General features: G+C 69.0%; 12 protein-coding genes and 1 pseudogene. 9 read left to right on the plus strand and 4 right to left on the minus strand.

Going from position 1 to position 24,033, the window contains the following annotated elements; translation table 11 throughout:
- Positions 1-54 precede the first annotated feature (54 nt).
- From rplL to tuf, 8 genes are all read left to right on the plus strand, one after another.
- Positions 55-441 carry a 50S ribosomal protein L7/L12 gene (gene rplL / locus ACIQCZ_RS02405; protein WP_351078053.1) on the plus strand — a complete coding sequence of 129 codons (387 nt, stop codon included), beginning with the start codon at positions 55-57 and terminating at the stop codon, positions 439-441.
- Between the two features lie 599 nt (positions 442-1,040).
- A complete protein-coding gene (gene rpoB / locus ACIQCZ_RS02410; RefSeq protein ID WP_351078051.1) occupies positions 1,041-4,526 on the plus strand; it encodes a DNA-directed RNA polymerase subunit beta in 3,486 nt (1,161 codons plus the stop codon).
- A 129-nt stretch (positions 4,527-4,655) separates the two neighbouring features.
- Positions 4,656-8,570, plus strand: coding sequence for a DNA-directed RNA polymerase subunit beta' (locus ACIQCZ_RS02415; RefSeq protein WP_402278906.1), 3,915 nt, complete (start codon positions 4,656-4,658; stop codon positions 8,568-8,570).
- A gap of 139 nt (positions 8,571-8,709) precedes the next feature.
- The gene (locus ACIQCZ_RS02420; RefSeq protein ID WP_402278908.1) at positions 8,710-9,243 is read left to right on the plus strand and encodes a DUF1707 and DUF4190 domain-containing protein; all 534 of its coding nucleotides are present in this window, start codon (positions 8,710-8,712) and stop codon (positions 9,241-9,243) included.
- A 264-nt stretch (positions 9,244-9,507) separates the two neighbouring features.
- Positions 9,508-9,879 (plus strand): 30S ribosomal protein S12, encoded by a 372-nt coding sequence (gene rpsL / locus ACIQCZ_RS02425; protein WP_003948652.1) that lies wholly within the window; start codon positions 9,508-9,510, stop codon positions 9,877-9,879.
- 2 nt (positions 9,880-9,881) lie between these two features.
- On the plus strand, positions 9,882-10,352 hold the full coding sequence (rpsG, locus tag ACIQCZ_RS02430; protein WP_402278910.1) for a 30S ribosomal protein S7: 471 nt from the start codon (positions 9,882-9,884) through the stop codon (positions 10,350-10,352).
- Positions 10,353-10,390: 38 nt separating this feature from the next.
- A complete protein-coding gene (gene fusA, locus ACIQCZ_RS02435; protein WP_402278912.1) occupies positions 10,391-12,517 on the plus strand; it encodes an elongation factor G in 2,127 nt (708 codons plus the stop codon).
- Positions 12,518-12,676: 159 nt separating this feature from the next.
- Positions 12,677-13,870 carry an elongation factor Tu gene (gene tuf / locus ACIQCZ_RS02440; protein WP_351078042.1) on the plus strand — a complete coding sequence of 398 codons (1,194 nt, stop codon included), beginning with the start codon at positions 12,677-12,679 and terminating at the stop codon, positions 13,868-13,870.
- Positions 13,871-13,977: 107 nt separating this feature from the next.
- Here the strand turns inward: tuf and ACIQCZ_RS02445 are convergent, their stop codons facing one another.
- Positions 13,978-16,017 carry a PIG-L family deacetylase gene (locus ACIQCZ_RS02445; protein WP_402280191.1) on the minus strand — a complete coding sequence of 680 codons (2,040 nt, stop codon included), beginning with the start codon at positions 16,015-16,017 and terminating at the stop codon, positions 13,978-13,980.
- Between the two features lie 268 nt (positions 16,018-16,285).
- Positions 16,286-16,481, minus strand: a pseudogene (locus tag ACIQCZ_RS02450) (GNAT family N-acetyltransferase); the annotation flags it as partial.
- A 524-nt stretch (positions 16,482-17,005) separates the two neighbouring features.
- Between ACIQCZ_RS02450 and ACIQCZ_RS02455 the strand changes: the two are divergent.
- Positions 17,006-19,456: a hypothetical protein gene (locus tag ACIQCZ_RS02455; protein WP_402278914.1), complete on the plus strand. Its 2,451-nt coding sequence runs from the start codon at positions 17,006-17,008 to the stop codon at positions 19,454-19,456.
- Between the two features lie 184 nt (positions 19,457-19,640).
- Here ACIQCZ_RS02455 and ACIQCZ_RS02460 read toward each other — a convergent pair whose 3' ends face one another.
- Positions 19,641-21,854 (minus strand): poly(A) polymerase, encoded by a 2,214-nt coding sequence (locus tag ACIQCZ_RS02460; protein ID WP_402278916.1) that lies wholly within the window; start codon positions 21,852-21,854, stop codon positions 19,641-19,643.
- A gap of 201 nt (positions 21,855-22,055) precedes the next feature.
- Positions 22,056-23,726, minus strand: a complete 1,671-nt coding sequence (locus ACIQCZ_RS02465; protein ID WP_402278918.1) for an RNA ligase family protein — start codon at positions 23,724-23,726, stop codon at positions 22,056-22,058.
- Between the last annotated feature and the right edge of the window lie 307 nt (positions 23,727-24,033).

A 24,033-nucleotide genomic window follows, 5' to 3' on the forward strand; every position in this document is an offset into this window, starting at 1 on the left:
ACGCCCGCCTACATGTAACTCCGGCACCTGCCGAATTAGTGGAAGGACGCCATCATGGCGAAGCTGTCCCAGGACGACCTGCTCGCGCAGTTCGAAGAGATGACCCTCATCGAGCTCTCCGAGTTCGTGAAGGCCTTCGAGGAGAAGTTCGACGTCACCGCCGCCGCTGCGGTCGCCGTTGCCGCCGGCCCGGCCCAGGGTGGCGGCGACGCCGCTGCCGCCGAGGAGCAGGACGAGTTCGACGTCATCCTCACCGGCGCCGGCGAGAAGAAGATCCAGGTCATCAAGGTCGTGCGTGAGCTGACCTCGCTGGGTCTGAAGGAGGCCAAGGACCTCGTCGACGGCACCCCGAAGCCGGTCCTCGAGAAGGTCGCCAAGGAGGCCGCCGAGAAGGCTGCCGAGTCCCTCAAGGCCGCCGGCGCTTCCGTCGAGGTCAAGTGACTCAGGGAGTCTGCTGACTCCTCCTGACCGCCTGTGCCGCGCGGCACGGACGTCAAACGACGAAGGGCGATCACCCATCCGGGTGGTCGCCCTTCGTCGTACCCGCGGCGGCTGCCTTGCTCTTCCGGCGGCGACGAGTATGGTGATCATCGCCGTTGCCTCTCGGGGCCGGCCGGCGGATGCCGGAAGGTGGCCGGGTGAGGACCTCGCGGCGTTCGTCCCGGCTGGGGGGCCTTGACGAACCGCACGCGGCGCGCAATTCTCAGGACGCGTCGTCACATCGATTCGAATCCGAGGCATGGATCGTGGGCGAAGCGGGCAGTAAAGAAGAGCGCACCGCGCGCAAGGGCTAGTCATAGGTGTTGAGAACAGCTGTTGAGAGCTACGTGGGTCTCTGAGAACCCCGACTGGACATCAGTGTGCCGTTTGGCTACACTGACCCTTTGCGCTGCCTGTTAGCTGCCTCCTGCCCGTCACCAGGGGCATGCCCACGCTTGAGCATCGATGACCGAACGTCTCTGACCTGGGATTTCTGTCTCCGTGTCCAGCTTGGGACCGGTACGCGCGTAGTGAGTCCGAGCCCTCGGAAGGACCCCCTCTTGGCCGCCTCGCGCAACGCCTCGACCGCGAATACGAACAACGGTGCCAGCACCGCCCCGCTGCGCATCTCCTTTGCAAAGATCAAGGAGCCCCTCGAGGTTCCGAACCTCCTCGCGCTGCAGACCGAGAGCTTTGACTGGCTCCTCGGCAATGCCGCCTGGAAGGCTCGCGTCGAGGCTGCTCTGGACAGTGGACAAGACGTCCCCACCAAGTCCGGCCTGGAGGAAATCTTCGAGGAGATTTCACCGATCGAGGACTTCTCCGGGTCGATGTCGCTTACGTTCCGCGACCACCGCTTCGAGCCCCCGAAGAACTCGATCGACGAGTGCAAGGAGCGCGACTTCACGTTCGCCGCCCCGCTCTTCGTCACGGCCGAGTTCACCAACAACGAGACCGGTGAGATCAAGTCTCAGACGGTCTTCATGGGCGACTTCCCGCTCATGACGAACAAGGGCACCTTCGTCATCAACGGCACCGAGCGTGTCGTGGTGTCGCAGCTCGTCCGTTCGCCCGGTGTCTACTTCGACTCCTCCATCGACAAGACGTCCGACAAGGACATCTTCTCCGCCAAGATCATCCCGTCCCGGGGTGCCTGGCTGGAGATGGAGATCGACAAGCGCGACATGGTCGGTGTGCGCATCGACCGCAAGCGCAAGCAGTCCGTGACCGTTCTGCTCAAGGCTCTCGGTTGGACGACCGAGCAGATCCTGGAGGAGTTCGGCGAGTACGAGTCCATGCGCGCCACCCTGGAGAAGGACCACACCCAGGGCCAGGACGACGCGCTGCTCGACATCTACCGCAAGCTGCGTCCGGGCGAGCCGCCCACGCGCGAGGCCGCCCAGACGCTGCTGGAGAACCTCTACTTCAACCCGAAGCGCTACGACCTCGCGAAGGTCGGCCGCTACAAGGTGAACAAGAAGCTCGGCGCCAACGAGCCGCTGGACGCCGGGGTTCTCACCACCGACGACGTCATCGCCACCATCAAGTACCTGGTGAAGCTGCACGCCGGTGAGACCGAGACGGTCGGCGAGTCCGGTCGCTCGATCATGGTCGAGACCGATGACATCGACCACTTCGGCAACCGTCGTATCCGTAACGTCGGCGAGCTGATCCAGAACCAGGTCCGTACGGGTCTCGCCCGTATGGAGCGAGTCGTGCGCGAGCGCATGACCACCCAGGACGTCGAGGCGATCACGCCCCAGACCCTGATCAACATCCGGCCGGTCGTCGCCTCCATCAAGGAGTTCTTCGGCACCAGCCAGCTGTCCCAGTTCATGGACCAGAACAACCCGCTGTCGGGCCTGACGCACAAGCGTCGTCTCAACGCGCTGGGCCCGGGTGGTCTCTCCCGTGAGCGGGCCGGCTTCGAGGTCCGTGACGTGCACCCGTCGCACTACGGCCGCATGTGCCCGATCGAGACGCCTGAAGGCCCGAACATCGGTCTGATCGGTTCGCTGGCCTCGTACGGTCGCATCAACGCGTTCGGCTTCATCGAGACGCCGTACCGCAAGGTCGTCGAGGGCCAGGTCACCGACGAGGTCGACTACCTGACCGCCGACGAGGAGGACCGCTTCGTCATCGCGCAGGCCAACGCGCCGCTGAACGACGAGCTCCGGTTCGCCGAGTCCCGCGTGCTGGTCCGCCGTCGTGGCGGCGAGGTCGACTACGTCCCGCCGGCCGACGTCGACTACATGGACGTCTCGCCGCGCCAGATGGTGTCCGTCGCCACCGCGATGATCCCCTTCCTGGAGCACGACGACGCCAACCGTGCCCTCATGGGCGCGAACATGATGCGCCAGGCGGTGCCGCTGATCAAGTCCGAGGCACCGCTGGTCGGCACCGGCATGGAGTACCGCTGCGCCACCGACGCCGGTGACGTGCTCAAGGCCGAGAAGGACGGTGTGGTCCAGGAGGTCTCCGCGGACTACATCACCGTGACCAACGACGACGGCACGTACACCACGTACCGCATCGCCAAGTTCATGCGCTCCAACCAGGGCACCTCGGTCAACCAGAAGGTTGTCGTCTCCGAGGGCGACCGGGTCGTCGCCGACCAGGTCCTCGCCGACGGTCCGGCCACCGAGAACGGTGAGATGGCCCTCGGCAAGAACCTGCTCGTGGCGTTCATGCCGTGGGAGGGTCACAACTACGAGGACGCGATCATCCTGTCGCAGCGCCTCGTGCAGGACGACGTCCTCTCCTCGATCCACATCGAGGAGCACGAGGTCGACGCCCGTGACACCAAGCTCGGCCCCGAGGAGATCACCCGGGACATCCCGAACGTCTCCGAAGAGGTCCTCGCCGACCTCGACGAGCGCGGCATCATCCGTATCGGTGCCGAGGTCGTCGCCGGTGACATCCTCGTCGGCAAGGTCACGCCCAAGGGTGAGACCGAGCTGACCCCCGAGGAGCGCCTGCTCCGCGCGATCTTCGGCGAGAAGGCGCGCGAGGTGCGCGACACCTCGCTGAAGGTGCCGCACGGTGAGATCGGCAAGGTCATCGGCGTCCGCGTCTTCGACCGCGAAGAGGGCGACGAGCTGCCGCCGGGCGTGAATCAGCTGGTCCGCGTCTACGTCGCGCAGAAGCGCAAGATCACCGATGGTGACAAGCTCGCCGGCCGTCACGGCAACAAGGGCGTCATCTCGAAGATCCTCCCGATCGAGGACATGCCGTTCCTGGAGGACGGCACCCCGGTCGACATCATCCTCAACCCCCTGGGTGTCCCGTCCCGAATGAACCCGGGACAGGTCCTGGAGATCCACCTCGGCTGGCTCGCCAGCCGCGGCTGGGACGTCTCCGGCCTCGGTGACGAGTGGGCCAAGCGCCTGCAGGCCATCGGTGCCGACCAGGTCGCCCCCGGCACCAACGTCGCCACCCCCGTCTTCGACGGTGCGCGCGAGGACGAGATCTCCGGTCTCTTCGAGGCCACGATCCCGAACCGCGACGGCGACCGGCTGGTGCAGCCCTCCGGCAAGGCCCAGCTGTTCGACGGCCGCTCCGGTGAGCCGTTCCCGGACCCGGTCTCGGTCGGGTACATGTACATCCTCAAGCTGCACCACCTGGTCGACGACAAGCTCCACGCGCGCTCGACCGGCCCGTACTCCATGATCACGCAGCAGCCGCTGGGTGGTAAGGCTCAGTTCGGTGGGCAGCGCTTCGGTGAGATGGAGGTGTGGGCCCTTGAGGCATACGGCGCCGCATACGCCCTCCAGGAACTCCTGACGATCAAGTCCGACGACGTGACCGGCCGCGTCAAGGTCTACGAGGCCATCGTCAAGGGCGAGAACATCCCCGAGCCGGGCATCCCTGAGTCCTTCAAGGTGCTCATCAAGGAAATGCAGTCGCTCTGCCTCAACGTGGAGGTGCTGTCCTCGGACGGCATGTCCATCGAGATGCGCGACACGGACGAGGACGTCTTCCGCGCGGCGGAGGAGCTCGGTATCGACCTGTCCCGGCGCGAGCCGAGCAGCGTCGAAGAGGTCTGACGGGTTGGCCGGCCGGATCCCTGTGATCCGGCCGGCTCTCCCCGGACCCGTTCAGACCATTGCTGAAGTGCCCCATTTTCTCGCGTGACGCGAGGGGGCTCGAACCCCCGAAAGAGGGATTGACGACAAGTGCTCGACGTCAACTTCTTCGACGAGCTGCGGATCGGCCTTGCCACCGCGGACGACATCCGGACCTGGTCGCACGGCGAAGTGAAGAAGCCGGAGACCATCAACTACCGCACGCTCAAGCCCGAAAAGGACGGACTCTTCTGCGAGAAGATCTTCGGTCCGACCCGGGACTGGGAGTGCTACTGCGGCAAGTACAAGCGTGTCCGCTTCAAGGGCATCATCTGTGAGCGCTGTGGCGTCGAGGTCACGCGCGCCAAGGTGCGCCGTGAGCGCATGGGCCACATCGAGCTTGCCGCTCCCGTCACCCACATCTGGTACTTCAAGGGCGTCCCGTCGCGTCTGGGCTACCTGCTCGACCTCGCGCCGAAGGACCTCGAGAAGGTCATCTACTTCGCCGCGTACATGATCACGTTCGTGGACGAGGAGCGCCGCACGCGCGACCTGCCCTCGCTGGAGGCGCACGTCTCCGTCGAGCGTCAGCAGATCGAGAACCGCCGCGACGCCGACCTCGAGGCCCGCGCCAAGAAGCTCGAGACCGACCTGGCCGAGCTGGAGGCCGAGGGCGCCAAGGCCGATGTGCGCCGCAAGGTGCGCGAGGGCGCCGAGCGTGAGATGAAGCAGCTGCGCGACCGCGCGCAGCGCGAGATCGACCGCCTCGACGAGGTGTGGAGCCGCTTCAAGAACCTCAAGGTCCAGGACCTGGAGGGCGACGAGCTGCTCTACCGCGAGCTGCGTGACCGCTTCGGCACGTACTTCGACGGCTGCATGGGCGCCGCCGCTCTGCAGAAGCGCCTGGAGTCGTTCGACCTCGACGAGGAGGCCGAGCGCCTCCGCGAGATCATCCGTACCGGCAAGGGCCAGAAGAAGACCCGTGCGCTCAAGCGCCTGAAGGTCGTCTCCGCGTTCCTGCAGACCAGCAACAAGCCCAAGGGCATGGTGCTCGACTGCGTGCCGGTCATCCCGCCGGACCTGCGTCCGATGGTGCAGCTGGACGGTGGCCGCTTCGCGACCTCCGACCTGAACGACCTGTACCGCCGTGTGATCAACCGCAACAACCGCCTCAAGCGTCTTCTCGACCTCGGTGCCCCCGAGATCATCGTGAACAACGAGAAGCGGATGCTGCAGGAGGCCGTCGACGCGCTGTTCGACAACGGCCGCCGCGGTCGCCCGGTCACCGGTCCCGGCAACCGCCCGCTCAAGTCCCTCAGCGACATGCTGAAGGGCAAGCAGGGTCGATTCCGTCAGAACCTTCTCGGTAAGCGTGTGGACTACTCCGCGCGTTCCGTGATCGTCGTCGGCCCGCAGCTCAAGCTGCACCAGTGCGGTCTGCCGAAGGCCATGGCGCTGGAGCTCTTCAAGCCGTTCGTGATGAAGCGCCTGGTCGACCTGAACCACGCGCAGAACATCAAGTCGGCCAAGCGCATGGTCGAGCGCGGCCGCACCGTGGTGTACGACGTCCTCGAAGAGGTCATCGCCGAGCACCCGGTGCTGCTGAACCGTGCGCCGACCCTGCACCGCCTCGGCATCCAGGCCTTCGAGCCGCAGCTGGTCGAGGGCAAGGCCATCCAGATCCACCCGCTCGTCTGCACCGCGTTCAACGCGGACTTCGACGGTGACCAGATGGCCGTGCACCTGCCGCTCTCCGCGGAGGCGCAGGCCGAGGCCCGCATCCTGATGCTGTCCTCGAACAACATCCTGAAGCCGGCCGACGGCCGTCCGGTCACCATGCCGACCCAGGACATGGTGCTGGGCCTGTTCTTCCTCACCACGGACGAGGAGGAGCGCAACGTCGTCGGACAGGGCCGTTCCTTCGGTTCCACGGCCGAGGCGATCATGGCCTTCGACGCCCGGGAGCTGTCGCTCCAGGCGAAGGTCGACATCCGCTTCCCGGTGGGCACCATCCCGCCGCGCGGCTGGGTGCCGCCGGTCGCCGAGGAAGGGGACGACGCCGTCGGGGAGCGGCCGTACCAGCAGGGCGACACGTTCCGGCTGCGTACGTCGCTGGGCCGCGCGCTCTTCAACGAGCTGCTGCCCGAGGACTACCCGTTCGTCGACTACTCCGTCGGCAAGAAGCAGCTCTCCGAGATCGTCAACGACCTCGCCGAGCGCTACCCCAAGGTCATCGTGGCGGCGACGCTCGACAACCTGAAGGCGGCGGGCTTCTACTGGGCGACCCGTTCCGGTGTCACCGTGGCCATCTCCGACGTCGTGGTCCCCGAGGCCAAGAAGGCGATCGTCGCCGGCTACGAGGCGCAGGACGAGAAGGTCCAGAAGCAGTACGAGCGCGGTCTGATCACCAAGGACGAGCGCACGCAGGAACTCATCGCGATCTGGACCAAGGCGACCAACGAGGTCGCCGAGGCGATGAACGCGAACTTCCCCAAGACGAACCCCATCTTCATGATGGTTGACTCGGGTGCCCGAGGAAACATGATGCAGATGCGTCAGATCGCCGGTATGCGTGGTCTGGTGTCCAACGCCAAGAACGAGACGATCCCGCGTCCCATCAAGGCGTCCTTCCGTGAGGGCCTCACCGTTCTGGAGTACTTCATCTCCACGCACGGTGCCCGTAAGGGTCTGGCGGACACCGCCCTGCGTACCGCCGACTCGGGTTACCTGACCCGTCGTCTGGTGGACGTCTCGCAGGACGTGATCATTCGCGAGGAGGACTGCGGCACCGACCGCGGCCTGAAGCTGAAGATCGCCGTCAAGGGTGCGGACGGCGTGCTCCGCAAGACGGAGGACGTCGAGACCTCGGTCTACGCCCGCATGCTCGCCGAGGACGTCGTCGTCGACGGCAAGGTCATCGCGCCTGCCAACGTCGACCTCGGTGACGTCCTGATCGACGCCCTGGTGGGCGCCGGCGTCGAGGAGGTCAAGACCCGTTCGGTCCTGACCTGTGAGTCCGCGGTCGGCACCTGTGCCTTCTGCTACGGACGCTCGCTCGCCACCGGCAAGCTGGTCGACATCGGTGAGGCGGTCGGCATCATCGCCGCCCAGTCCATCGGTGAGCCCGGTACCCAGCTGACGATGCGTACCTTCCACACCGGTGGTGTGGCCGGTGACGACATCACCCAGGGTCTGCCCCGAGTCGTCGAGCTCTTCGAAGCCCGTACGCCCAAGGGTGTCGCCCCGATCTCGGAGGCGGCCGGCCGCGTCCGTATCGAGGAGACCGAGAAGACCAAGAAGATCGTCGTCACCCCGGACGACGGCAGCGACGAGACGGCGTTCCCGATCTCGAAGCGTGCCCGTCTGCTGGTGGGCGAGGGCGACCACGTCGAGGTGGGCCAGAAGCTCACCGTGGGTGCCACCAACCCGCACGACGTGCTGCGGATCCTCGGCCAGCGCGCCGTCCAGGTCCACCTGGTCGGCGAGGTCCAGAAGGTCTACAACTCGCAGGGTGTGTCGATCCACGACAAGCACATCGAGATCATCATCCGGCAGATGCTGCGCCGTGTGACGATCATCGAGTCCGGCGACGCGGAACTGCTGCCGGGCGAGCTCGTCGAGCGCTCGAAGTTCGAGACCGAGAACCGTCGTGTGGTCACCGAGGGCGGTCACCCCGCCTCCGGCCGTCCGCAGCTGATGGGTATCACCAAGGCCTCGCTCGCCACCGAGTCGTGGCTGTCGGCGGCGTCCTTCCAGGAGACGACCAGGGTTCTGACCGACGCGGCGATCAACGCCAAGTCGGACTCCCTGATCGGTCTCAAGGAGAACGTCATCATCGGTAAGCTCATCCCGGCCGGTACGGGCCTGTCCCGCTACCGCAACATCCGGGTCGAGCCGACCGAGGAGGCCAAGGCCGCGATGTACTCGGCCGTCGGCTACGACGACATCGACTACTCGCCGTTCGGCACGGGCTCCGGCCAGGCCGTTCCGCTGGAGGACTACGACTACGGTCCGTACAACCAGTAAGCGGGTCGCCTGAACGACCGGAGGGCGGCCATCCCGTACGCACGGGGTGGCCGCCCTCCGGCGTGTGCGGGCAGGCCGTAAAGTCGATCCCGTCACGCATGGGTGACGGAGCATGGGGGATTCCGACCGTCCGGGGGAGATGTTTGTGTCATATCCGTCGAGGCAGCCCGACCGGCTGTCCGGGCAGAGCCCGTCGATGCTGGCCTCGCACGCGGAGCGCGAGCGCGCTGTGGATGTGCTGCGGGCCGGTTTCGCGGAGGGACGTCTTGAGAGCGACGAGTTGGAGAAGCGGGTCGCGCGGGCCCACGCGGCTCGTACGGTGGGGGAGTTGACCCTTCTCGTCGGAGACCTGCCGCAGGGTCCCGCGTTCGCCCAGCCCGCGCCCACCGGATATTCCGGCGTCGCGGTGCCGGCGACCTTCCTGCCCGCGCCGCAGCCCAGGACGAACGGCAAGGCCAAGGGTGCGCTGATGTTCGGCGTACTGGCTCCGGTGACTGTGGTGACGGGCGTGCCCGCGGTGGTTCTCGGGCATATGGCGCGCAAGGAGATACGCCGCGGCGACGAGCAGGGCGACGGCCTGGCGGTCGCCGGGCTCGTGCTGGGCTGGGTGTCGATCGTCGGCTGGGTGTTGCTCCTGGCAGGGTTCATCACGGCCGTGCTCGTCACGCGCTGAGGCCGTTGCCGCACGGCGTGTCGCCGTGGACAGGATTTGTTTTGACCGGAGTCGACGAGGTAGGTACGCTCAGACCTTGTGCCTGGGGTGTGCCTGGGCTCGTGTGCGTGTCTTCAACCGCATGGCGAGTCCGCCAACGGCCACCGCAATCTGCGCCTCCTTCTGCCTTGCGGCAGGAGCCTGCAGCATTCGACACACCCGACCGCGTGGGTCGGTGACGTTCCAGGTTAGTTTCACGAACGGCACACAGAAACCGGAGAAGTAGTGCCTACGATCCAGCAGCTGGTCCGGAAGGGCCGGCAGGACAAGGTCGAGAAGAACAAGACGCCCGCACTTGAGGGTTCGCCCCAGCGCCGCGGCGTCTGCACGCGTGTGTTCACGACCACCCCGAAGAAGCCGAACTCGGCACTCCGTAAGGTCGCGCGTGTGCGTCTGACCTCCGGTATCGAGGTCACGGCCTACATCCCGGGTGAGGGACACAACCTGCAGGAGCACTCCATCGTGCTCGTGCGTGGTGGCCGTGTGAAGGACCTGCCGGGTGTTCGTTACAAGATCATCCGCGGCTCCCTTGACACCCAGGGTGTCAAGAACCGCAAGCAGGCCCGCAGCCGCTACGGCGCCAAGAAGGAGAAGTAAGAATGCCTCGTAAGGGCCCCGCCCCGAAGCGCCCGGTCATCATCGACCCGGTCTACGGTTCTCCTCTTGTCACCTCGCTGATCAACAAGATCCTGCTCAACGGCAAGCGCTCCACCGCCGAGCGGATCGTGTACGGCGCCATGGAAGGCCTCCGCGAGAAGACCGGCAACGACCCGGTCATCACGCTGAAGCGTGCGCTTGAGAACGTCAAGCCCGCGCTCGAGGTCAAGTCCCGCCGTGTCGGTGGCGCCACCTACCAGGTGCCGATCGAGGTCAAGCCCGGTCGTGCCTCCACCCTCGCGCTGCGCTGGCTCGTGGGTTACTCCCGCGCCCGCCGCGAGAAGACCATGACCGAGCGCCTCATGAACGAGCTGCTCGACGCCTCCAACGGTCTTGGCGCTGCTGTCAAGAAGCGTGAGGACACCCACAAGATGGCCGAGTCCAACAAGGCCTTCGCGCACTACCGCTGGTAGTCGCTACCCACATCGAGACCGAGAGAAGATTGAGCCTTATGGCCACCACTTCGCTTGACCTGGCCAAGGTCCGCAACATCGGGATCATGGCCCACATCGACGCGGGCAAGACGACCACCACTGAGCGGATCCTGTTCTACACCGGCGTTTCGTACAAGATCGGTGAGGTCCACGACGGCGCTGCCACGATGGACTGGATGGAGCAGGAGCAGGAGCGCGGCATCACGATCACGTCTGCCGCGACGACCTGCCACTGGCCGCTCAATGATGTTGACCACACCATCAACATCATCGACACCCCGGGTCACGTCGACTTCACCGTCGAGGTGGAGCGTTCGCTCCGCGTCCTCGACGGCGCCGTCACCGTGTTCGACGGTGTGGCGGGCGTCGAGCCGCAGTCCGAGACCGTCTGGCGTCAGGCGGACCGCTACGGCGTGCCGCGTATCTGCTTCGTCAACAAGCTCGACCGTACCGGTGCCGACTTCTTCCGCTGCGTCACCATGATCACGGACCGCCTCGGCGCGACCCCGATCGTGATGCAGCTCCCCATCGGTGCCGAGGCCGACTTCACGGGTGTCGTCGACCTCGTGACGATGAAGGCGTTCGTCTACCCCGCCGAGGCGACCAAGGGCGAGGCGTACGACATCGTCGACATCCCGGCCAACCTGGTCGAGGCTGCCGACGAGTGGCGCGCCAAGCTGCTCGAGGCCGCCGCGGAGAACGACGAGACGCTCATGGAGCTCTACCTGGAGGGCGAAGAGCCTTCCGTGGAGCAGCTCTACGAGGGCATCCGTCGCATCACCATCAACTCGGGCAAGGGCGGCGAGACGACCGTCACCCCCGTGTTCTGCGGCACCGCGTTCAAGAACAAGGGCGTCCAGCCCCTGCTCGACGCCGTCGTGCGCTACCTCCCCTCCCCCCTGGACGTCGAGGCCATCGAGGGCCACAGCGTCAAGGACCCGGAGGAGGTCGTCAAGCGCAAGCCGTCCGACGACGAGCCGCTCGCGGCCCTCGCGTTCAAGATCATGAGCGACCCGCACCTCGGCAAGCTCACCTTCGTCCGGGTCTACTCGGGCCGCCTGGAGTCCGGCACCGCGGTGCTGAACTCCGTCAAGGGCAAGAAGGAGCGCATCGGCAAGATCTACCGCATGCACGCGAACAAGCGTGAGGAGATCGATTCGGTGGGCGCCGGCGACATCATCGCCGTCATGGGCCTGAAGCAGACCACCACCGGTGAGACGCTGTGCGACGACAAGAACCCGGTGATCCTGGAGTCCATGGACTTCCCGGCGCCGGTCATCCAGGTCGCCATCGAGCCCAAGTCCAAGGGTGACCAGGAGAAGCTGGGTGTCGCCATCCAGCGTCTCTCGGAGGAGGACCCCTCCTTCCAGGTCCACTCGGACGAGGAGACCGGCCAGACCATCATCGGTGGTATGGGTGAGCTCCACCTCGAGGTGCTCGTCGACCGCATGAAGCGCGAATTCCGCGTCGAGGCGAACGTCGGCAAGCCCCAGGTCGCGTACCGCGAGACGATCCGCAAGGCCGTCGAGCGCATCGACTACACCCACAAGAAGCAGACCGGTGGTACCGGTCAGTTCGCCAAGGTGCAGATCGCGATCGAGCCCATCGAGAGCGGCGAGACCTCGTACGAGTTCGTCAACAAGGTCACCGGTGGCCGCATCCCCCGTGAGTACATCCCCTCGGTGGACGCGGGTGCTCAGGAAGCCATGCAGTTCGGCATCCTGGCCGGCTACGAGATGGTCGGCGTCCGCGTCATCCTTCTCGACGGTGGCTACCACGAGGTCGACTCCTCCGAGCTGGCGTTCAAGATCGCCGGTTCGCAGGCGTTCAAGGAGGGTGCCCGCAAGGCGTCCCCCGTGCTCCTCGAGCCGATGATGGCCATCGAGGTGACCACGCCCGAGGACTACATGGGCGATGTCATCGGTGACATCAACTCCCGCCGTGGCCAGATCCAGGCCATGGAGGAGCGCAGCGGCGCTCGCGTCGTGAAGGGCCTCGTGCCCCTTTCGGAGATGTTCGGCTACGTCGGAGACCTCCGCAGCAAGACCTCGGGTCGCGCAAGCTACTCGATGCAGTTCGACTCCTACGCCGAGGTTCCGCGGAACGTCGCCGAGGAGATCATCGCGAAGGCCAAGGGCGAGTAACTCTCCCGAGCTCACGCTTTAGGCTTGTCACCGGAGCCTGGGGGGCATTCGTCGCGGAGCGCAAGCAATGCGGCGATTGCCCCCGGCCCCGGCATCCCAGCAAAGATCACCTGGCGCCGATGAAGCAAGGCGTACAGAACCACTCCACAGGAGGACCCAGTGGCGAAGGCGAAGTTCGAGCGGACTAAGCCGCACGTCAACATCGGCACCATCGGTCACATCGACCACGGTAAGACGACCCTCACGGCCGCCATTACCAAGGTGCTGCACGACGCGTACCCGGACCTGAACGAGGCCTCGGCCTTCGACCAGATCGACAAGGCTCCCGAGGAGCGCCAGCGCGGTATCACCATCTCGATCGCGCACGTCGAGTACCAGACGGAGTCGCGTCACTACGCGCACGTCGACTGCCCGGGTCACGCGGACTACATCAAGAACATGATCACGGGTGCGGCGCAGATGGACGGCGCCATCCTCGTGGTCGCCGCCACCGACGGCCCGATGCCGCAGACCAAGGAGCACGTGCTCCTGGCCCGCCAGGTCGGCGTTCCGTACATCGTCGTCGCCCTGAACAAGGCCGACATGGTGGACGACGAGGAGATCCTGGAGCTCGTCGAGCTCGAGGTCCGTGAGCTCCTCTCCGAGTACGAGTTCCCGGGCGACGACGTTCCGGTCGTCAAGGTCTCGGCGCTCAAGGCCCTCGAGGGCGACAAGGAGTGGGGCCAGTCCGTCCTCGACCTGATGAAGGCCGTCGACGAGGCGATCCCGCAGCCCGAGCGTGACGTCGACAAGCCGTTCCTGATGCCGATCGAGGACGTCTTCACGATCACCGGTCGTGGCACCGTCGTCACCGGTCGTATCGAGCGTGGTGTCCTGAAGGTCAACGAGACCGTCGACATCGTCGGTATCAAGACCGAGAAGACCACCACCACGGTCACCGGCATCGAGATGTTCCGCAAGCTGCTCGACGAGGGCCAGGCCGGTGAGAACGTCGGTCTGCTCCTCCGTGGCATCAAGCGCGAGGACGTCGAGCGCGGCCAGGTCATCATCAAGCCCGGTTCGGTCACGCCGCACACCGAGTTCGAGGCCCAGGCCTACATCCTGTCGAAGGACGAGGGTGGCCGTCACACCCCGTTCTTCAACAACTACCGCCCGCAGTTCTACTTCCGTACCACGGACGTGACGGGCGTTGTGACCCTTCCCGAGGGCACCGAGATGGTCATGCCGGGCGACAACACCGTCATGAACGTCGCGCTGATCCAGCCGGTCGCCATGGAAGAGGGCCTGAAGTTCGCCATCCGTGAGGGTGGCCGGACCGTGGGCGCCGGCCAGGTCACCAAGATCGTCAAGTAATCACCTGACTGTCTGACCTGGTTGCTCCGCACAGAGCACCAAGAAGGGCCCCGGCCCGCCGCGCAAGCGGTGGACCGGGGCCCTTCGGCATGCGCTCACCCGCGGCGTCAGGTCTGCCGGGGGCGCCAGAGCCAGGGGTGGGCGTCGGCCCCCAGTGCCACCACCGTCGGGCGCCCGCCCTTCCCGATGTGCAGCGCGGGGCCGTCCAGCGCCACGGGGCCGCGCTGTCGTACGAAGAGCTCTCCGCCGCTGCGGACCTGGATCAGGCCCTTCTCGGTGCGGCCGAGCAGTACCGCGCGTGGCGACGACCCGCCTGCGGTGACCGGTCCGTACCCGTTGAAGCCCACCCGGTCCTCGATCAGCCGTCCGTAGCCGTCGATGCCGGTCTCCGCCGCCGTCTCCCCGGTCCGAACGGTCGTCAGAGCGGCCTTCGCGGCCGCGCGGTAGAACAGCTCGACGGTCCCGTCCGCCCCGGGCAGCGCGGCCGGGCCGTCGCCGGGTACCGGCACCCCGCTGATCTGGGTGCGTGCGGTGACCTCGTCCGCGGGCGTGTCCTGCGTCCAGTGGTGCACCGCGAAGCGGCCCGCCGCGAACACATGGACACACCCTGCGTCGTCCACCACGGCACTCAGCCCGTCCTGGATCTCGCCGCCACCCGTGTCCCGCCATCCGCTCCACCGGCCGGCCGTGTTCCGTACCCGCGTACTGAGGCCCTTCTCCGCGTTCCGCACGAAGAGGTGGACCCGCCCGTCGGGGGCGGTGATCGCGACCGGGACGCCGATCCGGCGCCCGTCGTCCTCGTTCCGCTCGGGGTTGCCCAGCCCCTGCCAGGCACGGAAGTCGCCGCCGGGGGAGAGCTGTTCCAGCACGACGATCTCGCGTTCGTTGTTCCCGCCGTGCCCGCTGAGCGCGGCGAACCACAGCCCGAAGAGCAACTGCCGCCCGTCCGGCAGGAGCGCGCCGCCCAGGATCGGTGCGAGCGGGCCGCCGCCGAGGTCGTCCGGTGCGTTCCACATCCCGCTGCCCGGCGCGCTCTCGCGCCAGCGCACCGCCCGCAGCCCCAGCACCCCGTACGCGACGAGCCGGCCGTCCGTGCCGGTGGCGACGACGGGGCGTGGGCCCGGGTAGCGGTAGTGGGTGGCCCGCACCCAGCCCTTCCGGTTGGTCAGCGGTCGGTCGCCGCCCACGCTGTAGTCCCCGCAGCCCGCGGGATTGCCGCACCGCCAGTCGGCCGCGCCCCCGTACGGCACCAGGTGCGAAGCCTTCTCGGCCAGCACGGCGGGCGCCAGGTTCTTGGGCCAGTGCCGGTTGTAGTAGCCGCGGAACGCCGTGGTGGCGAAGCTCGGCACCCCGCCGCCCACGGCGGTGGTCCGGGCCACCCATCGGATCAGCGCCGTCCAGGTGAACAACGCCGTCGCGGTGTGGTCGGGGTGGTCGGAGTAGCCCTTCTGCTCGCTGTCCCGTCGCCGGACGAGCTCGCTGCTGTGCTGGATGTCGGGATCCGGGTCCATGGTGTGCACGATGCTCGGCCGATAACGGTCGAACAGCCCGTCCAGGACGTCGACGAGCCCGTCGTAGGTGTACGAACCCGCCTTCTGGAGCGGTGAGTTGTCGGCCACGACGGTGGGCAGGACGAGCCGCCGGTCCTGCCAGAGGCTGGGCAGCCCGAGGCGTCCGTACGAGGTGTGCATGGTGGTGTTGATGAAGATCAGCTCGACCCTGTGGCTGCCGTTTCCGAGGCGGTTGATCTCGGCGCGATGGTTGCCACGGAGATCGATGACGGACTTCTGCCACTTCGTGAACCTGCCGAGGCCGAGCAGCGTCGCGTACGCCTGGCGGAGCCCCTGGTGACGTGAGGAGGAGTACGCCGCCTTGTCGGGGGCGGGCAACGGCCGGCCGGGGACACGGTTGACGCCGGTGGCCTCGCCCGCGGTCAGATAGACGCAGACCAGCGGTGTCCCGGCGTCGAGGGCCTGCTGGGCGTCCGGGTTCATGAAGTACAGGTCGTCGTCCGGGTGGGCGAGGACCTGCATCATCAGGGCCGGGTGCGGGGTGCTGATCGGCAGGCCGGGCAGCGGGTCGGCGGTGGGGCTGCGGCGGCGCGGCGGTGCGGGGGCGGTGCAGGCGGCGAAGGTGGTCAGGCCCATCGCACCGGCCGCCGTCAGCAGGGTGCGCCGCGACAGTCCCGTACGAGATGCGCGCAACGCGGGTCGATCCGTCACACCGTGCTCCGTCCACTTCCCCCGCAGCGGGCGGTTGTGCGGCCCTGCGCTGCGTACCGATTCCATGCGGGCGGCGGAGGGGGGCGAGCCGCTGCCGCGGGGGGATAGACGGGGAATCCGGAGGGCGGGTTGCCTGGGTTTCTGCGGGTGTGGGCCAAACGGCGCGGCACCGGACGGCGTCGGCGCCCCTTGATCAGTACGCGGGGGTGCGCACCATGAACACGTCGATCGGGTCCTGCCTCTCCTCGGTGAAGCCGTGCCGCTCGTGGAGTGCGCGGGCGGCGCTGCCCTGCAGCACGTCCGGGCGCACGGTCACGCCTTCCTCGTCGGGCCCGCGCGAGCAGCGAGCGCAGCACGCCGGTGCCGATGCCGCGTCCCTGGGGGGCGGGGCGAGATGGTCAACGGAGCTCGGGGCGCGCCGTTCTGCCGCAGATCCGGCGCGTCGCTCCAGCCGCTCCACCGCAAGTCCGGTGCCTTTGCTCGGCCTGCCCGGCGCAGTCCCGCGTGCGGGATGCCGTGCGGCAACCGGGCTCCATCGGGCGGGATGCGGCCCAGGCCGATCGCGTACTGGACGTGGGACGCTTCGGCGCCGCACGGGAGCGGCCAGGCGTGAGCCGTCCGGGGAGCCGGCTTCCGCGAGGACGGCGAGCAGGGCCAGGAACCGGCCACGGAAGCGGCCCTTGTCGGGTCCGGGGTGGACGGAGACGATCGCTGTTGCAAACCGGCGACGTCCGTGGATACCCGCCCGATCCCCCGCACTAGGGTGTCGCTGGTCGACTCATCGGCAGGGGATGCCGGGAGTTGTCGTCAGTCGAACTTCGGGGAGGGCGGACTGATGTCTGGTACGTGGAAGTGGAACGCACGAAGATCCGCAGGGGCAGGCGTGTGCGCGGCGGTTCTGGCGGGGGTACTGATGGCGCCGGCAGCCGGCGCTTCGGACGCGGGCCCGGGAACTATGGGCCGGATCTCCGAAGTGAAGGGCACGGCCGAGGGCGTGTCCCGGGGTGCCGGTCTCGGAAACGGCGAGAGCCTCGAGATCGTTGACGGTGACGTACGCATTACGGATGGGGGCGGGGCCCGCGGCAAGCGGTACGCCATCGGCTCCACGAACGCCGCGCTGGACGTACGGCCGACTGCGCTGCCGGAGCCGGTGCCGGCCACCAGGGTGGCCCTGCCGGCGGGGACAGGGGCGAAGGCGCTGACGCGGGCGGCCGCGGCCACCACGTACTCCGTGAAACTGACCATCACCAACGCCGCCGTCACGAGCAAGTCCTTCTACGTCTGGGACCGCAAGACCTGGGCGGGATACGCCGTCAACAGCGACGCCGGCGGCCCGTCCTCGACCGTGAAGCTGCCGCCGGGCGACTACTTCTCCGTGGCGCTGCACAGCGACTGGCAGCGGCCGGGCTACCTCCTGACCCGCACCTTCAAGGTCGGTACGGCTGCCACGACCGTGTCCTTCGACGAGCGGGCCGCCAAGGAGGCCGGGATCCGGGCCGACGACACGACGGCCACCCGCGGCGGTTCAGCCGTGTGGATCTCGGTACCCGGAGGCGGCCTCGCGGGCTTCGTGGGGTCGGGTGCGGACAAGGTGTACGTCACGCCGTTTTCTCAGCCGGGTGCAGCATTGCGGATCCACGACATCCTCACCCGGCAAGGCGCCACGGCGAGCGCACCCAGCCCCTTCCGGTACGACCTCACGCACACATTCCGGGACACCGTGCCCGCCTCTCCGATCGCATCGGTGAAACGAGCCGCGCTCGCGAAGACGGTCACCCACGTGCGCGCCCCGGGCACGCGGACGACCGCGCTGTTGCAGACGGTGCCGAATCTCGGGGAGTGGACCGGTGTCTACGTGGCCTCGGCCGTGCCGGTGGCCGGTTCGGTCACCGAGTACGTCACCCCCGGCATCCCCTACAGCCGGTTCCTTGCCTATGGGACCGGTGACTACGGGCTCGCACTGCCGGACCGTTCCCTGGCTGCCGGAACCGCGGCCGCCGAGACCGTCGGTGAGGCTCCGCTGCAGCCGACCCGTCGCGAGTGGGGAGGGTCGCAGCGGCAGGGCGACAAGATCTGGCTGTACGAACCGCACGGCTTCAGCGACGCGGCCGGGCACGCGGGCACGGACGGCCGGTCCGTGATCTCGTACCGCCTGACGCGTGGCGGCGTCACCTACGCCGCGTCCACAGGCATGACGCCTTACCAGCAGCTGTCGGCCACCGTTCCGGCCGATACCGGGACGTACACCCTCGACCAGACCATCAGCCACCGCGTGCCCTACCGGCGACTGTCCACAACGGTACGCAGTGAGTGGTCCTTCACCTCCACTCGCGCGTCGGCGGCGACCGAACTGCCGTTGATCGACGCCCAGGTGAAACTCGCCGGGCTCGATGCCTCCAACCGGGCCGGCACCGCCGCCCCCGTGCGCATCACAGCTACCGCCGCCACCCGCAACTCCAGCGCCGTGGAGACCGTCACCGGCATCGAGTACTCCGTCGACGACGGCGCCACGTGGACCGGTCTGCCGCTCACCGGCAACATGGCGGCCCTCATGGTTCCGGCCACCGCGTCCTTCGTCTCGCTGCGCGTGACCGCCACCGACGACCAGGGGGGCAGCGTGCGCCGCACCATCGAGCGCGCCTTCGCCGGACCGCGTCCGCAGGGCGACGAGAAGGCCGGCTCCGCCCGGATCTCCAACGTCGTCGTCAACGGCGGCAAGGGTGTGGAGTTGACGAACGAACCGCTGCAGGAGTTCAAGGCGAAGTTCACCGCGACCGACCCGGCCGGCATCTCGGGCGGTGACATGTACCTCTACCACGGCTCGTACGATGCCCCGGACGGGGTCCTCTACGGGACGTGGCCCGCGACCTGCACGAAGGTCGACGCGACAAAGGCCACGTGCGAGGCGCACTTCGCGTACATCGCCCCCCGCTGGACACTCGGCCGCAACGCACTGGCGGGCACCTGGAAGCTCGCAGCCTGGGCGGAGTCGGCGGACGGCAGGAGCTACACCGATCTGCACGCCGCCGCATCGGCCCTTATGCAGCGCGACTCGACCCAGACGGTCAACGCCTCCCCCGAACCCGTGACCAAGGGCAAGATGCTCACCATCACGGGCAAGCTCGCGCGGGCCAACTGGGAGACCGGCGGCTACCACGGATACACCGCGCAGCCGGTGAAGCTTCAGTTCCGCAAATCCGGGACGACGGCGTACACCACGGTGAAGACGGTGACGACGGACAGCACCGGCAACCTCAAGGCCACGGTGACCGCGTCGGTTGACGGGTACTGGCGCTACGCCTTCGCAGGCAACACAACGACCCCGTCGGCCACAGCCGCGGGCGACTACGTGGACGTCCGCTGATCCACGCACTGCACTGGAAGGCCCCGACCGGCGGTCGGGGCCTTCCGCACACCCGCTGCCACACGCGACGAGGTTCCCGGCACGGCCTCCAGCCAAGGCGATCCCGGTCGCGACGACAGCCCGGGAGCTGACCAGCACGCGCGCCCCGAGCCCGGTCGCTCCGGGCCTCGGGGCGCGCTGACGTTCAGAAGGGCTGACGGCCCGTCGGCCGCAGCCCCGCTCCCGGGATGCCGCGCAGCAGCCGGGCGCCGATCTCCGCGAGCCGGGCCCCGTCCGGCGGGGTGCGGCCCAGGCCGATGGCGTACTGGACGAGGGAGGTGTCGGCGGTGACCGGGCGGGGCCAGGCGTGGGCGTCCGGGGAGCCCGCTTCCGCGAGGGCGGCGAGCAGGGCCAGCAGCCGGCCCCGAAGGCGCCCCTCGTCGGGGCCGGGCGACACGGAGACGATCGCCCAGGCGGCGTGCCGCAGACGCAGCGGCGGCGGGGCACAGAGCAGGGCGTGCGGTACGGGCCCGGTGTCGTCGGCGGACTCCAGGATCTCCCAGGCGCGGAAGAGCTCCTCGACGACGAGATCGCGGCCCGCGAGGGAGACCTGCGAGGTGCAGGAGCGGACGGGGGCCGTCGGGGTCAGCACGGTCAGGGGGGACCCGTCCGGCCGCGTGCAACCGGAGCCGACCGGCCGGTTCCAGTCCCACGCGGCCCAGGTCGCGAAGAAGTGCCGCAGGAGGGGCAGAGGCGGCAGATCCCCGGCCTCGTGGGCGGTACGGGCCGCCAGCACGGTCCACGCCAGGCCGGGCAGTCCGCCGCACGGTGCGGAGTCCAGGCCGCGTGCCCGCGCCCAGCCCTTCACCTCGCGGGCGAGCCGGGTGAACGCGTCCCGGTGCGGGGCCGCCGCCGCGAGCACCGCGTCCGCGTCGCTCACCGCGCAGAGCGCCGTCGCCGCGGCCTCGCCCAGGCCGGTGCGGCGGGCGACCGCCTCGGCGGGGGAGAGGCCGCCCGTCGCGACCGTCACCAGATCCACCCGGAGCCCGGCGAGGCCGAAGCGCAGTCCGGGTACGCGGGCTCCGGTCACCTCGCGCAGGTCGACGGCGTCCGGCAGGGCTGCGTTCAGCCGCTCCTGTGTCCCCGGGAGATCCCCGTCCCCGGGCAGTGCCGCGACCAGATCCACGTCGGCGCCGGGCAGCGCACAGCCCATCCGTCGTGAACCGACCAGGTGGACGCGGCCCTCGGGCAGGGCGGCGGCCACCCGGCGGACGATCTCCGCCGCGGTGCCGCCGTCGTCCGCCTCCGCCGCGGCCGCCCCGGTCAGCTCCACCCGCACCCCGAAATGGTCCGACACGTACAGCCCGTCCGGTGTCGGTACGTCGCCCAGCAGCGTGGCCGACACGGGACGCAGCCGCCCCGGGCGGACCAGCACCCGGTCGAGCCGGGACGCCCGTCCCGTCAGGGAGGAGACGGCCGCCAGCGGGTTGACGGACGGATCGAAGGTCGGCGTCCGGTCGTCGGCGCCGTGCACCCGGCTCCAGGCATCGGGCATTCCCAGCCTCTCCTGTGGGGCGTCCCCGCCGTCGTTGAAGTCGCCGAGCAGCGTCACATCGCCCCCGATGGCTGCCAACCCCGTTGCCAGATCGGTCAGTTCGGCGTCGCGCCGGGCCGCGCCGTTCGCCGAGTGGTCGCTGCTGAGATGGGTGACCGCGACCGTGACGGGTCCCTCCGCGCTCTCCACGACCACGGCGGCGACCGCCTTGTGCGGGCCGAGGACGTGCAGGCCCGCCTCCCGCACGGGGAGCCTGCTGAGCAGCAGCAGACCGTAGTCGGCGATGTCCCGGCCGGCCGGATCGGCCCAGAACGTGTAGCTCTCGCGAACCCAGGGCGTGGACAACAGCGGACCGAGCAGGGCGGGCTCGGCCTCCTGGAGGGCGATGACGTCCGCGTCCGCCGCCTGCAGGGCGTCGAGGAGGAGCGGCCGGCGCCGTGCGGTGTCGATGCGGTCGCTGTCGTAGCGGTCCCAGAGGGTGTTCCAGGTCAGCAGCGTCAGGGGAGCGGGCGGCACGGATGCCGGAACCCCCTCGGGTACGGGCACCCAGAGGCCCTTGGGCGCGGAGAACACGTGCGGCGTGCGGGAGGTGAAGCAGGGGGACGGCAGCCGGCGCGGGGCGCGTACCCTCCCGGCGTCCGTCGCGTCGATGCGGTCCACGCCCGAGGGCCGGTCCCACACCACCTCGCCGTCCGCCTCGAAGAACAGCACCCGGTGCCAGGGGATCTCCCCGCCCGGTGTGAAGCGGGGCAGCGGCACCCGCTCGGGCACCGTCCCGCGCTGCGCCACGCCCAGCACGAAGCGCGCCGGATCGAACCGGGAGTCCCAGCGGACCCGGTGGTAGATCTCCTCGCTCGTACGCATTCAGGGCCTTCCGTCCGGATCGTGCCGGGGTCGCGCGCCCCGGTGCCGCGCCTCGCGGCGTTCGTCGTCACTCGCCATGGCTCCCTCCCCGAGCTCCCGACACCGCCCGAGCAGGGGAGACCCCATCGACTCCCTCCTCCGCCTCGCGATCCACGGCACCGGACCCCGCTCCCCGATCCGGCCCGACCCGGACGGAAGGCCCTACACCTTGTCCTCCACGGTTCCGCTCGCGCCGATGTACCAGGTGCGGTGCGCCTGGCCGGGATACGGGGGTACGAACCGGCGCAGCTGCGAGGTCAGCACCTCCGGGGGCACCGGGTGGGTGCGGCGTTCGTTGCGGCGCACGAGTTCCGCCCCGTCGACCAGGGCCACGGCGTGGGTCAGCAGAGCATCCCTGCGCCGGGCGACGGCGTGCACCAGGGAACGCTGGTGCACGTTGAGCGAGGTGGCGTCCCAGACGACCGTGCCACCCGCGGCGAGCGCGGTGTCCAGCCGGCCGAGGCCCTCGCGCAGTACTTCTCCGTTGGCCTTCTGGTCGGCACGTGATCCCCGGGCGAGGCGCAGGTCGTCGAGCGAGAGATACGTGTCGACGCCGGGCAGCCCGCGGCCGAAGGTGCTCTTGCCGCTGCCGGAGGGGCCGACCAGATGGACCAGGCGGGGGAAGTCCCCTGCCCGCCACCGCCAGGTCGCCGCGACGGCCTCCTCGGCGGTGCCGACCCGGCCCGCGGCGCAGGCCTCGCGGGCCTGTGCCAGGCAGCGGGCGGCGGCGGCCGGCTCCAGGTCCGCGAACGCCTCGCGCAGCCCGTCCGGCTCCCGTACCTCCTGCGCGTGCAGCGACGACCACTCCACCTGCTCGCGCGCCCCGTCGGTGTCCGCCACCGTGGCGGCCAGCGCGTGCAGCAGCGACAGATCGGCGGCGAACGACATCCGGGCCAGTCCGGCCCGGCGCTCCTCGTCCGGGTACGGGCGGTGCAGCGCGGGGTGCAGTCCGACGAGGTCCGCGACGCGGCGGGCGAGCGGCATCCCCAGCGTCCGCGCGAGAGCGGGCGCCAGCTCGGTCCGCCGTCCGCGGTGCAGCAGCGCGGCCAGTACGCCGGTCAGCCGGTCGTCGCCCGTCCGCCCCGACGTGTCGAGGGTGTCACCCATCGCGACGGCCGCCCCGGAATCCCCCGGCGCCGTGCCCGCGGCGGCGGCCAGTGCCGCCGCGTCGACGGGCGCCCCGGAGCGTACGGCCCACAGGGCGGCGGCCGGACCGAGCCCGTTCCCCACGACGGGGGCGTGCATCCAGTGCGTACCGGTCTGTACGTGGCCGGGCCGCACCCACTTCGCCACCCGGCGCCCGAAGTCCGGTGCGTCGAAGCCGTCCGCGGGCCGTACGACGTACCCCTCCTGTCGCCCGGTGTCCGGCCGCAACGCCCGCAGCGCCTTCTCGGCCCGCGCGTCGAACACTCCGCGCCACAGCACCGGCGGCACCGGTATCCCCAGGTCCCGCAGGAACGCCACGGTCCGGTCCCAGTCCAGGCAGCGCTCCCCGTCCCAGACGGAGAAGCCGTAGAAGAAGCTCTCCAGCTCCTCGTAGGGGATCGAGTGGCGCGCGAACATGTTCTCCCCGCACACCCGCCACCCCTCGGGGATCCGCGCCCCGACCCGGCCCTGGAGCGCCTTCACCCAGCCCCGCGAGGGGTGGTGGGCGGAATCGAGGGAGCGGGCGTGCAGGCCGTCGGCGTAGAGCGTGGTGTTCTCGCCGTCCAGCTTCTCCGTGACGACGACCTCGCGGCCGGTCAGCCCGGAGAGATCCGCGATCCGTACGTCGTCCGAGGCGGCCCCCGGGGACCAGGGCAGATGAGCGGTACGTGGATAGTGCGTACGCATGATCGGTGTCCCTGGTGACGACGGCGTGCCCGGCCGGTCACTGTAGGGGCGGGGGCGTACCGCACTCGACCGAATTACGGCGAGCGCCGCCCCGCATTGCTCCCGCTGCGCGCCCGCGTTTGACCGAGCGACCGCGCGCGGTAAGATCCTCGGCCCGATTGGCCAGGCTCACACCCCGTATGGCACACTGACCAGGTTGCTCGGTTGAGTGTCAATGCTGCGCGCCTCCCGCCGGGAGGACCGGAAGCGAGTCCCACAGTACTCGTCGACCCCTTGCGGGTCGGACGTACGGGAATCTTCCGGGAAG

Origin of the sequence: Streptomyces sp. NPDC093149, from assembly GCF_044754145.1 — a bacterium.
GTDB lineage: Bacteria > Actinomycetota > Actinomycetes > Streptomycetales > Streptomycetaceae > Streptomyces.

What these genes read in the sequence shown, in the direction of transcription:
- ACIQCZ_RS02460 (WP_402278916.1), bottom strand. Translation starts at nt 21,854, where the DNA reads ATGCGTACGAGCGAGGAGATCTACCACCGGGTCCGCTGGGACTCCCGG.
- ACIQCZ_RS02420 (WP_402278908.1), top strand. Translation starts at nt 8,710, where the DNA reads ATGTTTGTGTCATATCCGTCGAGGCAGCCCGACCGGCTGTCCGGGCAG.
- fusA (WP_402278912.1), top strand. Translation starts at nt 10,391, where the DNA reads ATGGCCACCACTTCGCTTGACCTGGCCAAGGTCCGCAACATCGGGATC.
- ACIQCZ_RS02445 (WP_402280191.1), bottom strand. Translation starts at nt 16,017, where the DNA reads ATGGGCCTGACCACCTTCGCCGCCTGCACCGCCCCCGCACCGCCGCGC.
- rpsG (WP_402278910.1), top strand. Translation starts at nt 9,882, where the DNA reads ATGCCTCGTAAGGGCCCCGCCCCGAAGCGCCCGGTCATCATCGACCCG.
- ACIQCZ_RS02465 (WP_402278918.1), bottom strand. Translation starts at nt 23,726, where the DNA reads ATGCGTACGCACTATCCACGTACCGCTCATCTGCCCTGGTCCCCGGGG.
- ACIQCZ_RS02455 (WP_402278914.1), top strand. Translation starts at nt 17,006, where the DNA reads ATGGCGCCGGCAGCCGGCGCTTCGGACGCGGGCCCGGGAACTATGGGC.
- rplL (WP_351078053.1), top strand. Translation starts at nt 55, where the DNA reads ATGGCGAAGCTGTCCCAGGACGACCTGCTCGCGCAGTTCGAAGAGATG.